Raw genomic sequence first — 12,700 nt, 5'->3', positions numbered from 1 at the left:
TTCGGTCTGGTAGTAAGATACCTGTCGCCGATGCGCCGGTTGATAAAGATGATGGATGCATGATGGAATTCTTGGCTGAACTGTCTTCGTGGGAAATCTACGCAACCGTTTGCGGATTGTTAGGCATCCTCGGGATTGTGTTCGGTGCGATCGCCCGGAAGAAATTTGCGATGGCCCCGAGCATCCTGCCTCTGCTCGCGATCGCCATGACGACGCCCGTGACCGAGCGGCTTGTTGTTCCGTATCTTACCGATCGCTATCCGGTTGTCTTCGCCAACAAGGGTCTGCCCAAGAAAATCGATTCGCAAATCACGCTGAAGAAAATAGATCTGACGGATCGTATTTATAGCTATTTCTACGATTTGGACGTAGACGACGATTGGTTCGACGCTCCGCTCCTCAAATCGGCCCAACTCTCTGATCTATGTGATTTCCTACTGCCGAAATTCTCTTCCGGCGAAGCGTCCTTGGCCAATTATATCTACCAGTTCAAGGGCAAGGATTATTCCTTCTCGGTCGATAGTTCCGATTGCTCGTAAAGCCTCTGACCGAGCGCATTCGACACCAAAGGCATTTCGTAGTCGGACATTTGCTCTCTCGTTCGCAGACCGAGCGGCTACGCTATCGCCGACAGCGCGACGATTGCCGCAATGGCGAGCCGCGCAAGCTTCCTCCTTTCGATTGAGGTCATGATCGAATTCCCTGCAAGCCAGCGAAACTGAAACGCTCAGCTTCGCGATGTCCCACATTACCTTGCGTATCGTGATCCTGAGTGACGCTAAAACTGTGGCGCGCCGCACGCCGGGCACGCGTCAGGCTCCGTTCATGTATGCGCATCCGCGCTTCAGGTGGTGGAAGGAGTGCGCCCGGCGGAGGGGATAAGATCCCCCTGTCGCCGGGCGCTGCGGAACGGCGCGGAGGTGCCGTTCCGCCGTCTCCGGTACCGTGCGAGCGCCGGGGACAGGATGAAAACTCCCGGTGATATGAACACCGGTCCATGCTCTGAGGAATATACGCTGCCAACCGACGGATAGTTACAGCGCGCCTCATTATTTCTGAGGCGGCTTCCGTCTGTGGTTCTTTGCTTTGCAACGAACGACCCGCAGCCTGAGAACTTATCTGCCGGGAAACCTAGTCAGAGTGGCAGTTTTCCTTGCGAATAACGGGAGAAGCAAATTGGCAAGCGATCGATCCAGCGCTCCAAGCGAAGACAAAGAAAACGAGCAGCCGCTCGCAAAAATACAACGCAGCGAAGTGCACAAGGCAAACAAGTCGCAAGAGCCGGACGGGAAGGGCGCTCTTGTCGCCGATCCGCGCAACAGGCTGGTGAACGGAAAGCTCGATCCAGCAACCAAAGAGCTCAAGCCGAAGCGCAAATAACCGCCCAGGATCGGCGTTTGCCCGCGCGGGCTGCGATCACACTCTTGTGCTGGTCTCTGGCGCAGGCTGCCTCCTTGTGATCCTGATGCTGTCGAAATTTACGAATGCAAAGGCCCGGGCAACAATCCCGTTTCCTCGCTATCTTTCGCGGCAACGGCCATGATCGCCAAAAGCACATATTCGCGTTTCCAGCCCGATTTCAGTGCGGCGGCAAGCAAGCTTTCGATGGAAGGCTCAAGCGCGAAAAGGCAGGCCGCCATATATTGCGTGTGCGAGGTCTCTTCCGAAGGGGGAGGGTTTATGGCTGGTTTCAATTCGCAGCTCCGTTCACCGATTCAACCAAACGGGAACAAGCTGTAATTTCGACAGGTTTCCTGGTTTTTTCTCGTTTGTTACGAAACGTTGCTCTCCGCCGGCAATTCTTTCTTCAACGGCTTCGGAGGCACCGTAATATTGAGCGCTGGATCACAGCCGAACATCCATGATGTCCATACCACCAACTGTGGCAAAGAGCGTTATGTCCGATGTAATCAGCTAGATGTATAGACTCGCCGTTGTGATGACATTTCAATGTCATATGCGAGTATTTTCGTTCAGAATATTAAATTAAAAATCCAGTGGCGCCGCGATGATCAACTTTACCGCCATGACAGCGGCAAAGTTGATCCTTGATGGACGCGAAATTTCAGTTCTTATGATTTTCCGCCATTCTTCTTGCAGTCGCTGCGGAACTTGGCGCGTGCTTTTCCATGCAGACCTTTGGCGTCAGCCTGTGCCGAGCATGCCTTGGAAACGGCTGTCTGAGCAGGTTTCATCGCCTTCGGCGCAGTCATCGTCTTTGGCGTTGTCGTCGTGGTCGTTGCAGGAGCTGCCGTTGTTGTAGTGGGTTTCGTCGTCGTGGTGCTGGGCGTCGCTGTTTGCGCCATGGCGCTTACGCTGAAAAGTGCGGCAAAGGCTGCAGTCGTGAGCATAGTAACGAATCGCATGGGGGTATTTCCTCCGCTAACTACTTGGGTCGAATGCACGTTGTTGGACGAACAGTGCCAGCTTGAACCAATATTTTAGCAAAAGCAATTCGTTCGTTGGACTGTTCTGCGGCCGTTGGTCGCGCCCTGCGTCCGCCAAGTTGGAGTGACCTGGCCGCTGCTCAATTGCTTTTTTGGAGGCGTTTCGTATCTGCTCCACTCGAAAAGGTGATTGGCTTTCCGGCAGTCGCAACGCTAGGAAGAGGGCGAAATGACATAGCCGGAGTCCATCGTGTCGCTTGCCGATATTTCGATCCTGAGTGCCTTGATTGCAGGCGCCCTTTCGTTTCTCTCGCCCTGCGTGTTGCCGCTCGTGCCGCCCTATCTCTGTTACATGGCCGGGATTTCCGTGGAGCAGTTTCGCGGCGGCGGCGCGGCTGTGGCCGCAGGACCTGGTGTACGCAGCAATGTGCTGATCTCGGCACTGTTCTTCACGTTGGGATTTGCCACGGTATTCGTCGCGCTAGGTGCCGGCGCTTCCTCGATCGGGATGCTGCTGCGTCAGCATCTCGATATTCTGGCGAAGATTGGTGGGCTCATCATCGTTGTCATGGGATTGAACTTCCTTGGCGTTTTCCGCATCGGCATTCTCGCTCGCGAGGCGCGCTTCCAGAGCGGCGGCAAGCCTGCGACGTTGACCGGCGCCTATATCATGGGGCTTGCCTTCGCCTTCGGCTGGACGCCCTGCATCGGCCCCGTGCTTGGAGCGATTCTCGGTGTTGCGGCGTCCCGCGAAACGGTCGGTGCCGGTGCTGGCCTGCTCGCCGTCTATTCGCTCGGGCTTGCCATTCCGTTCTGGATCGCCGCGGGCTTTTCCGGCGCGTTCATGCGCTTTCTCTCCCGTTTCCGTCGCCATCTCGGTACGGTCGAGAAGGTCATGGGTGGGCTTTTGGTGCTCACTGGTCTCGCCTTCATCTTCGGTTATGTCAGCGACATGGCGATCTGGTTTCAGCAGACCTTTCCTATCCTGATGAAAATCGGTTAAGCCGGGGGCGGGTGCGATTTATTTCGCCTTCATTTCCCTCGGCAGGATTCGATCCGATCTGGATCGAAGCGGCGATGCTGCTGGCAGCTTTGCCGACGGCAACGAACGTCTTTGTCATCGGTCAGCAATATGGTGTCTGGCAGGAGTGCGCCTCTGCCACGATTTTGATCACCACGGTTTGCTCCGTGGTGACGGTTTCGCTGGTGCTGTATCTGATAAAATCGGGTGCCTTACCGGCGCAGCTTTTCCCGCAATCTCGAGGATAGGTTGCCCAGGCCGCCGCCGGGCTCGATGCCTTCGCGCATAACCAGGTTCCGAAGGGGAGCGAGCGCGGAAAGCACATGCAGCCCGGCGGCGCGCAACATCTGCACCGGCAGAAAATCGGAAAGAAGCGACCGGTTGAGGAGGTCGACGCTCGCTGTCCGGCTGATGACGTCGACGCGGCGCTTGCGGTCGAAACTGTCGCCGGCCGAGGCCGCGATGGGCTGATCCGGGCGGGCGCAGAGGATTTCCGACAGCGCCAATATATCACGCAGGCTCAGATTGAGCCCCTGCGCGCCGATCGGCGGAAAGACATGGGCTGCTTCGCCGATCAGCGCAGCCCGGCCTTTGCCGAAGCGATAGGCCGTCATTCCGGAGAGCGGCCACACCTGGACATTGTCCTCGATCGTCACCCGGCCGAGCATCGATTGCATACGCTCCTCGACCAGCATGCCCAGTTCTTCGAGCGATTTTTCGGCATTGGCCGCGGCTTCCGCTGGCTTCTGCACCCAGACGAGGCTGGAGCGGTTGCCCGGCAGGGGCACTTGCGTGAAAGGGCCGCTTTCGGTGTGAAATTCTGTCGATATGTTCTGGTGCGGCAAAGAGTGCGCAAAGTTCAAAACCATGGCCGATTGCGGATAGGACCAGCCCTTGACCTTGATGCCCAAGATTTCCCGCACCATCGAATTGCGGCCGTCGCTGCCGACGACGAAGGCGGCTTCGATCGACTGACCGTTGTCGAGCATAATCGTCACGCCATCGTCGCGAAAGCTGACTTCCGAGGCGGTGGCTTCAACGCGGCTGATATTGCCTTCCGTTTCGATGGCCTTGCTGAGATTGTCGAGCAGGACTGCATTTGGAATGTTGTAGCCGAATACATCGAGGCCGATTTCAGACGATCGGAATGAGACAGTCGGGGCCCGCAAAAGCCGCGAGGTGCCGTCGATGATGCGCATTGTCGTCAAGGCGGCTGTCGAAGGTGCGATCTTGTCCCATAGCGTCAGACGCTCGAGAAAGCGGATCGATTGATCCATGAGCGCCGTCGTCCGCTTGTCGGCTTTGTTATGCGGCGCAGCAACGAGGGCGACGGATCGTCCACCGCGCGCCAGCGCGAATGCTGCGATCATGCCGGCCAAGCCACCGCCGATGACGGCCACTTCAATCTGCTTCATTATCGATGCCTCAATTGCCTATCATTCTGAAAATAAGCTCTTAGCCTGTTGAAATCCATGGGATGAAACATCGCAGCGGGTGAAAATGACAGCAACTCGCGCTAGCGTGCTGCGATGAACGCTTTTGCGCTGGCGGTAGAGACCAAAGGATGCATATTAGCAAGAAAAATCGCCTGCCTGGGTAGGCCCAAAAACTGACGAGTCGTGGGGCGGATGAAAATCTTCAAGTACAAGCGGGTGCCTTATGCGGAGATTCGTGCCTTCTCCGTTCATATATTGACGGCATCCGGGTCTTTCCTTGCCTTTCTCGGTGTCGTCGCGGCCTCGGAGCATCGTTTTGTCGATATGTTCTGGTGGCTTGGCCTGGCGCTGCTGGTCGACGGCATCGACGGGCCGATCGCCCGCAAGGTTCGGGTCAAGGAAGTTCTTCCCAATTGGTCCGGCGACACGCTCGATAACATCATCGACTACGTGACCTATGTACTGCTGCCGGCCTTCGCGCTCTATGAAAGCGGCATGATCGGCGAACCCTTGTCGTTCGTCGCCGCAGGCATGATCGTGGTCTCCAGCGCCATCTATTACGCCGATACCGGCATGAAGACGGAGGAGTATTTCTTCTCCGGATTCCCGGTGGTCTGGAACATGGTGATATTCACACTCTTCGTCATCGATGCCAGCGCCACGACCGCCATGATCCTCGTCGGCATTTCGGTTGTCCTGACTTTCCTGCCGATCAACTTCTTGCATCCCGTGCGCGTCAAGCGGTTGCGGCCGCTCAATCTCGGCATATTCCTGTTCTGGTCGGCGCTTGGCATCTACTCGCTGCTGATGAATTTCGTCATGCCGCAATGGGCGGTTGTCCTCTTCATCATCAGCGGTATCTATCTTTATTGCATCGGCGCCGTACTACAATTTTTCCCGTCCCTTGGGCGCCAATAGGATTGCTAGCCATGAAGAAGACCAAGGTCATTCGAATCCACGAAAACGGCGGTCCGGAAGTCATGAAGCTGGAGGAGGTGGATCTGCCGTCTCCAGGCGCCGGCGAGGTGCAGATCCGCCATGCAGCGATCGGCCTGAATTTCATTGACGTCTATTTCCGCTCCGGTCTCTACAAGGCGCCGCAGTTTCCGCTCTCGCTCGGCAAGGAAGCCGCCGGAACGATTACCGAAGTCGGGCCTGGCGTTTCGGATTTCGCCGTCGGAGATCGCGTGGCCTATGTCGGCAGCGACGGTGCCTACAGCGTCGAACGCAACATCGAGACCCGCTATCTGGTCAAGGTGCCCGACGATATCCCGCTCGAAACCGCGGCATCGATGATGCTGAAGGGCATGACGGCCGAATATCTGCTGAACCGCACCTTCAAGGTCGGCCCCGGAACGACGCTGCTGTTTCATGCGGCCGCCGGCGGCGTCGGCCTGATTGCCGGCCAATGGGCCAAGGCGCTCGGAGCAGGCACCGTCATAGGCACCGCCGGTTCTGCTGAAAAGGTCGAGCTGGCACTGGCGCATGGCTACGATCATGTCATTGACTACAGCAAAGAGAGTTTTGCCGATCGTGTCCGCGAAATTACCGGAGGCAAGGGCGTCGATGTCGTTTACGATTCGGTCGGCAAGGACACTTTCCCGCATTCGCTCGATTGCCTGAAGTCGCGCGGCATGTGGGTGACCTTCGGTCAATCGTCCGGCCCGATCGAGAATTTCAACCTTGCCATCCTTAACCAGAAAGGTTCGCTTTTCGCGACGCGTCCAAGCCTTTTTGCCTATGTCGGCACACCAGAAGAGTTGAGAGCCAGCGCTGGGGCATTATTTGCTGTTGTGCAAAGCAATAAAGTGCGTATCAATATTCATCAGACTTATCCGTTAAGCGATGCGGGGCGCGCGCACGCGGATTTGGAAGCCAGAAAAACGAGTGGAACTACACTACTGATCCCATAGATCCGTAAAGGGCAGGACGGTGGGAAGGAAATGAGGGGAACGTGTCGTCATCCGATGTACCGGCAGCCGGTGCACTATTGTCGGTTCGCAAGCTAACGAAGCTATTCGGCAGTTTTGCTGCCTGCAACGAAATCGATCTGGAAATCCAACCGGGCGAAATTCACGCGCTGCTTGGCGAGAACGGCGCCGGTAAGTCCACATTTGTGAAGATGCTGTTCGGCGTGCTTGAGCCGACGCATGGGGAAATCGTCTGGCAGGGGAAGCCCGCCGGGATCGATTCTCCGGGCACGGCGCGCAAGCTCGGCATCGGCATGGTTTTCCAGCATTTTTCGCTGTTCGAGGCGCTGACGGTTGCGGAAAACATCGCGCTGTCGCTCGACAGCAAGATCCCGATTGCAAAAATATCGGAGGAAGCCGCCAGGCTATCGCACGCTTATGGCTTGCCTCTCGATCCGAATGCGCATGTCGCCGATTTGTCCGTCGGCGAACGGCAACGCATCGAAATCGTCCGCGCGCTGCTGCAGAATCCCAAGCTGATCATTCTCGACGAGCCGACTTCCGTGCTGACGCCGCAGGAAGCCGACCGGATGTTCGAGACCTTGTTCCAGTTGCGGGACGAGGGACGTTCGGTGCTTTACATCAGTCACCGCCTCGAGGAAGTGCAGCGCATCTGTTCGCGCGCTACGGTGCTTCGCCACGGAAAGGTGACCGGCGCCTGTAACCCTCGGCAGGAAACGACGGGTTCTTTGGCCCGCATGATGGTCGGCAGCGATGTCGCCAGCGTAAAACATGAGGGACTTGGAAAGACGGGCGACATCCAGTTGGAAGTCGCAGGCCTCTCCGCCCCGGCGCGCACCCCCTTTGCCATGTCGCTGAAGAATGTTTCGCTGCGCGTTCGTGCCGGTGAAGTTCTCGCGATCGCAGGGGTTGCCGGCAATGGGCAGGGCGAGTTGTTCGATGTCATTTCCGGCGAATATGCCGTGCCGTCCGACAATCTGGTCCATGTCCGCGGCAAGCCTGTGGGGACCAAGGGCATCAATGCACGTCGTTTGCTGGGCGCCGGTTTCGTGCCGGAGGAGCGCCATGGCCATGCTGCCGTTTCCGCGCTGAAGCTGTCGGACAATCTTGTGCTTGCCCGCAATCAGTCGGATCGCAAGACGTTTCTGAGCGGCGGCTTCCTCAAGATTATCAGGCACGGCATTGTCAAGCAGGCTGCCAAGCGGATCTGCGAAGCGATGGATGTGCGCAAGAGCGGCGAGGATCCCGCCGCCGGCGCGCTTTCCGGCGGCAATCTGCAGAAGTTCATTGTCGGCCGGGAGCTGGATCGGCAGCCGAGCGTGCTGGTCGTCAATCAGCCGACCTGGGGCGTGGACGCAGGTGCTGCCAGCCGCATCCGTCAGGCCCTGGTCGATCTCGCCCGTGACGGCTCCGCCGTGCTCGTCATCAGCCAGGATCTCGATGAGATTTTCGAAGTCGCGACCGATATCGCCGTCATCTCGGAAGGGCGCCTGTCGCCGTCCTATCCTGCCGGTGAACTCACCCGCGAAAAGATCGGCCTGTTGATGGGCGGTCTGCATGATTCCAAGACGCATTCGGAGCCCGCGCATGCGCATTGAACTCGAAAAGCGCCCGCAGGTCTCGAAACTGTTCGGCATCGTGTCGCCGTTGCTTGCCCTCGCATTGGCGCTGATCGCCGGTACGATCATGTTCGCAGTGATGGGCAAGGACCCCGTGGAGGCGCTCGATGCCTTCTTCGTCCAGCCTCTGCTGGAGGTATGGTCGCTGCACGAGCTGGCGATCAAGGCTGGTCCACTGATCCTGATCGCCGTCGGCCTGTGCGTCTGCTACCGCTCCAACAACTGGAATATCGGTGCGGAAGGACAGTTCACCATGGGGGCGGTCGCCGGATCCTTCATCCCGATCATCTTCACTGATTGGCATTCGCCGATAGTCCTGCCGCTGATGTTGATCGCCGGTGCCATCGGCGGTGCGCTCTATGCGGCCATTCCGGCATTGCTGAAGGCACATTTCAACACCAACGAAATCCTGACGAGCCTGATGCTCGTCTATATCGCCCAGCTCTTCCTGGATTGGCTGTCGCGTGGGCCATGGCGCGATCCGCAGGGCCACAACTTTCCGCAGAGCATAGATTTTCCGCCGGAGGCAGTGCTGCCGACGATCGTGCCGACAAGTTGGGAAGATATCGCCGGACGCGCGCATTGGGGTATCGTCTTTGCCGTCGTTGCGGCAATTCTCGCCTGGTTCCTGATGAAATATACGCTGAAGGGCTTTGAGATAACTGTGCTCGGACAATCGGCACGAGCAGGGCGATTTGCAGGATTCTCCTCGCGGAAAATGGTCTGGTTCGCCTTCCTCCTGTCCGGCGCGCTCGCAGGCCTTGCCGGCATATCCGAGGTTTCGGGCTCGATCGGCCATCTGCAGCCGGCGATCTCGCCGGGCTACGGCTTTACCGCCATCATCGTTGCCTTCCTCGCGCGTCTCAACCCGCTCGGAGCCATCCTGTCCGGCCTGGTCCTGGCGTTGACCTATCTCGGCGGCGAAGCGGCGCAATTGTCGCCTGGGATATCAGCCAAGGCGGCGAGCGTCTTCCAGGGGCTCCTGCTGTTTTTTGTGCTCTCCTGCGATACGCTGATCTATTATAAGATCCGCCTGGTCTGGTCGCGCGTTCGGGGAGGTGCTGCATGAGCGTCTTTGTAGCGATCCTCCTGACGATCATCACCGCGTCGACGCCGCTCGTCATTGCTGGTCTCGGCGAGCTGGTGGTGGAGCGGTCCGGGGTGCTCAATCTCGGCGTCGAAGGCATGATGATCATCGGTGCGGTTGCCGCCTTCGTCGGTGCGCAGCTGAGCGGATCGCCCTATGTCGGCCTCCTCGTCGGTATCGCGGCGGGCGCGCTGTTTTCGCTATTGTTCGGCTTCCTAACGCTGACACTGGTGACGAACCAGGTGGCGACGGGCCTGGCTCTGACCATCCTCGGCCTTGGCCTCTCGGGCATGATCGGCGAGGGCTACGTCAGCGTGCCCGGCGTGCAACTGGGAGAGATCGTTTTCCCGTTGCTGTCGGATATCCCGTTTCTCGGCCCGGTCTTGTTCAAGCAGGACCTGACCTTCTATCTCTCGATCGCGCTGCTGATCGGCGTCAACTGGTTCCTCTTCCGCAGCCGTGCCGGCCTGAAGCTCCGCGCTGTTGGCGATAGCCATGGTTCTGCCCATGCGCTCGGTATCGACGTCATTCGCACGCGCTATCTCGCCATCATGTTCGGTGGTGCCTGCGCCGGGCTTGCCGGCGCGCAACTGTCGCTGGTCTACACGCCGCAATGGGTCGAGAACATGTCTGCCGGCCGTGGCTGGGTGACGCTGGCATTGGTCGTCTTCGCGTCCTGGCGGCCGCTGCGCGTCCTGGCAGGCGGCTATCTCTTCGGTGCGGTGACGATCCTGCAGTTTCATGCACAGGGCTTCGGCGTCGGCATTCCCTCGCAGTTTTTGTCGATGCTGCCCTACGCATCGACTATTGTGGTTCTCGTCATCATCTCTCAAAATCGCCGCGCGACACTGATCAACACGCCAGCTTCGCTCGGCAAGGCCTTCGTTCCGGAGCGCTAATGGCAACGACCGGACGGATTTCAGCAAAACATGCCAAACCAACAGAGGTAACCATGAAGAAACTAGCACTTGCACTCGCCACGACAGCTGCTGCCATCGTTGGTTTCGCTGCTGCCGCCGAAGCGGCGCCGACCAAGGTCTGCTTCGTCTATGTCGGTTCTCATACGGACGGCGGTTATTCGCAGGCGCACGATCTTGGCCGCCAGCAAGTCCAGAAGGAATTCGGCGACAAGATCGACACGCCTTATCTCGAAAACGTACCGGAAGGCCCGGATGCGGAGCGTGCCATCGAGCGTCTCGCCCGTTCCGGCTGCTCGCTGATCTTCTCCACCTCGTTCGGCTTCATGGATGCGACCGTCAAGGTTGCCGCCAAGTTCCCGAAGGTGAAGTTCGAGCATGCGACCGGCTTCAAGAGCGGCCCCAACCTCGCGACCTACAACTCGCGCTTCTATGAAGGCCGTTACATCCTGGGTCAGATCGCCGCCAAGATGTCGAAGAACCATGGCGCTGCCTACATCGCGTCCTTCCCGATTCCGGAAGTCGTTATGGGCATCAACTCCTTCGAGCAGGGCGCCCGCTCCGTCGATCCGAGCTTCAAGCTCAAGGTCGTCTGGGTCAATACCTGGTTCGATCCCGGCAAGGAAGCCGACGCCGCCAAGGCCATGGTCGACCAGGGCGTCGATATCCTGACGCAGCACACCGACACGACTGCGCCGATGCAGGTTGCCCAGGAGCGTGGGATCCATGCTTTCGGTCAGGCGTCCGACATGATCGCCGCCGGCCCGAAGGCACAGCTGACCGCCATCGTCGATACCTGGGGCAACTATTACTCCAAGCGCGTTCACGCGCTGCTCGACGGCAAGTGGAAGTCCGAGCAGAGCTGGGACGGCCTGAAGGACGGCATCCTGAAGATGTCGGACTATACCAACATGCCTGACGACGTGAAGAAGATGGCTCAGGAAACCGAAGCCAAGATCAAGTCCGGCGAGATCGCGCCCTTCACCGGCCCGATCAACAAGCAGGACGGCACGCCCTGGCTGAAGGCAGGCCAAAAGGCCGACGACGGCACGCTTCTCGGCATGAACTTCTACATCGAAGGCGTCGACGACAAGCTGCCGGCTTCGAAGTAATCGCAGCCAAATAGCCAAAGTTGAGAAAGGGCGCCTTCGGCGCCCTTTTTTGTTGCACTGCATCAACGAATGCCGATTTACAAAAGTATTACTATATGATTTTTTAACCGCGGGCCTGAGGAGATGGCCTTTGGGAGATAATCATGAAGTTGAAGACCGCACTTATCAGTGCCACGATTCTTGCTGCCTGCATGTTTACGTCCGCGTCGGCAAAGCAACTTGTTGTCGGCTTCTCGCAGATCGGTTCGGAGTCTGGCTGGCGCGCCGCCGAGACGACGCTGACGAAGCAGGAAGCTAAAAAGCGCGGCATCGATCTTAAATTCGCAGATGCGCAGCAGAAGCAGGAAAACCAGATCAAGGCGATTCGCTCGTTCATTGCCCAGGGTGTCGATGCGATCCTGCTCGCGCCTGTTGTCGAAACCGGCTGGGACGCCGTGCTGAAGGAAGCCAAGGAAGCCAAGATCCCTGTCATCCTGCTCGACCGCACGGTCAATGGGCCGAAGGATCTTTATCTGACGGCCGTCACGTCCGACCTGGTTCATGAGGGTAAGGTTGCCGGCGACTGGCTCGTCAAGACGGTCGGCGACAAGAAGTGCAATATCGTCGAGCTGCAGGGAACGACCGGTTCCTCGCCGGCCATCGCCCGCAAGAAGGGCTTCGAAGAGGCCGTCAAGGGCCATGACAACCTGAAGATCGTCCGCAGCCAGACGGGCGATTTTACGCGCGCCAAGGGCAAGGAAGTCATGGAAAGCTTCCTGAAGGCTGAGAATGGCGGCAAGAATATCTGTGCGCTCTATGCCCATAACGACGATATGGCCGTCGGTGCTATCCAGGCGATCAAGGAAGCCGGCCTGAAGCCGGGCAAGGACATCCTGACCGTGTCAATCGATTCGGTTCCGGATCTCTTCAAGGCCATGGCTGCCGGCGAAGCGAACGCAACCGTGGAACTGACCCCGAACATGGCCGGCCCCGCCTTCGACGCGCTCGACGCCTATCTGAAGACCAAGAAGGAGCCGCAGAAGTGGATCCAGACGGAATCGAAGCTCTATACTCAGGCTGACGATCCGCAGAAGGTCTACGAGCAGAAGAAGGACCTCGGCTACTGAGACGAAAGCCGATCGCACCGGAACGGCAACGCCGCCGGTGCGATCTCTCGTGCAAGATGCCGGCGCATCAATGGAATGCGCCGG

The 12,700-nt window shown here is 58.4% G+C and carries 13 protein-coding genes and 1 pseudogene; 11 read left to right on the top strand and 3 right to left on the bottom strand.

Annotated features, from left to right (window positions below; translation table 11 throughout):
- Positions 1 to 62 precede the first annotated feature (62 nt).
- Both QD409_RS06410 and QD409_RS06405 read left to right on the top strand, forming a co-directional pair.
- Positions 63 to 539: a hypothetical protein gene (locus tag QD409_RS06410; protein ID WP_430762126.1), complete on the top strand. Its 477-nt coding sequence runs from the start codon at positions 63 to 65 to the stop codon at positions 537 to 539.
- Positions 540 to 1,140: 601 nt separating this feature from the next.
- On the top strand, positions 1,141 to 1,380 hold the full coding sequence (locus QD409_RS06405; protein ID WP_430762125.1) for a hypothetical protein: 240 nt from the start codon (positions 1,141 to 1,143) through the stop codon (positions 1,378 to 1,380).
- Between the two features lie 98 nt (positions 1,381 to 1,478).
- Here the strand turns inward: QD409_RS06405 and QD409_RS06400 are convergent, their stop codons facing one another.
- Both QD409_RS06400 and QD409_RS06395 read right to left on the bottom strand, forming a co-directional pair.
- Positions 1,479 to 1,694, bottom strand: coding sequence for a hypothetical protein (locus QD409_RS06400; RefSeq protein WP_430762124.1), 216 nt, complete (start codon positions 1,692 to 1,694; stop codon positions 1,479 to 1,481).
- 378 nt (positions 1,695 to 2,072) lie between these two features.
- Entirely contained in the window at positions 2,073 to 2,366 is a 294-nt protein-coding gene (locus tag QD409_RS06395; protein ID WP_430762123.1) for a PsiF family protein, read from the bottom strand.
- A 271-nt stretch (positions 2,367 to 2,637) separates the two neighbouring features.
- Between QD409_RS06395 and QD409_RS06390 the strand changes: the two genes are divergently transcribed.
- Together QD409_RS06390 and QD409_RS06385 are read left to right on the top strand one after the other, a co-directional pair.
- A complete protein-coding gene (locus QD409_RS06390) occupies positions 2,638 to 3,390 on the top strand; it encodes a cytochrome c biogenesis CcdA family protein (protein ID WP_430762122.1) in 753 nt (250 codons plus the stop codon).
- 47 nt (positions 3,391 to 3,437) lie between these two features.
- A pseudogene (locus QD409_RS06385) lies at positions 3,438 to 3,656 on the top strand (AEC family transporter); the annotation flags it as partial.
- Here the strand turns inward: QD409_RS06385 and QD409_RS06380 are convergent.
- The gene (locus tag QD409_RS06380; protein ID WP_430762121.1) at positions 3,621 to 4,823 is read right to left on the bottom strand and encodes a UbiH/UbiF family hydroxylase; all 1,203 of its coding nucleotides are present in this window, start codon (positions 4,821 to 4,823) and stop codon (positions 3,621 to 3,623) included. The pseudogene QD409_RS06385 and the gene QD409_RS06380 sit on opposite strands and share 36 nt — an antisense overlap.
- Before the next feature lie 213 nt (positions 4,824 to 5,036).
- Here QD409_RS06380 and pcsA point away from each other — a divergent pair, with 213 nt between their 5' ends.
- From pcsA to ytfQ, 7 genes are all read left to right on the top strand, one after another.
- A complete protein-coding gene (gene pcsA / locus QD409_RS06375; RefSeq protein ID WP_092855767.1) occupies positions 5,037 to 5,762 on the top strand; it encodes a phosphatidylcholine synthase in 726 nt (241 codons plus the stop codon).
- Between the two features lie 11 nt (positions 5,763 to 5,773).
- Positions 5,774 to 6,757 (top strand): quinone oxidoreductase family protein, encoded by a 984-nt coding sequence (locus QD409_RS06370; RefSeq protein WP_092855766.1) that lies wholly within the window; start codon positions 5,774 to 5,776, stop codon positions 6,755 to 6,757.
- Between the two features lie 41 nt (positions 6,758 to 6,798).
- Complete coding sequence (locus QD409_RS06365; protein WP_092855765.1) at positions 6,799 to 8,373, top strand: ABC transporter ATP-binding protein; 1,575 nt, start codon at positions 6,799 to 6,801, stop codon at positions 8,371 to 8,373.
- The gene (locus tag QD409_RS06360; protein ID WP_092855764.1) at positions 8,363 to 9,463 is read left to right on the top strand and encodes an ABC transporter permease; all 1,101 of its coding nucleotides are present in this window, start codon (positions 8,363 to 8,365) and stop codon (positions 9,461 to 9,463) included. The genes QD409_RS06365 and QD409_RS06360 overlap by 11 nt, the downstream gene beginning before the upstream one ends.
- Positions 9,460 to 10,380, top strand: a complete 921-nt coding sequence (locus QD409_RS06355; protein WP_092855763.1) for an ABC transporter permease — start codon at positions 9,460 to 9,462, stop codon at positions 10,378 to 10,380. Before QD409_RS06360 ends, QD409_RS06355 begins: the two co-directional genes overlap by 4 nt.
- 53 nt (positions 10,381 to 10,433) lie before the next feature.
- Positions 10,434 to 11,510, top strand: coding sequence for a BMP family ABC transporter substrate-binding protein (locus QD409_RS06350; RefSeq protein ID WP_092855786.1), 1,077 nt, complete (start codon positions 10,434 to 10,436; stop codon positions 11,508 to 11,510).
- A 143-nt stretch (positions 11,511 to 11,653) separates the two neighbouring features.
- Positions 11,654 to 12,616: a galactofuranose ABC transporter, galactofuranose-binding protein YtfQ gene (gene ytfQ, locus QD409_RS06345; protein ID WP_092855762.1), complete on the top strand. Its 963-nt coding sequence runs from the start codon at positions 11,654 to 11,656 to the stop codon at positions 12,614 to 12,616.
- The last annotated feature ends 84 nt before the right edge of the window (positions 12,617 to 12,700 follow it).

The sequence above is a fragment of the Rhizobium sp. BR 315 genome, assembly GCF_050577975.1.
GTDB lineage: Bacteria > Pseudomonadota > Alphaproteobacteria > Rhizobiales > Rhizobiaceae > Rhizobium > Rhizobium miluonense.
Note: the sequence above shows the minus strand (reverse complement) of the source record. Positions and strands in the feature narration are given on the sequence as shown.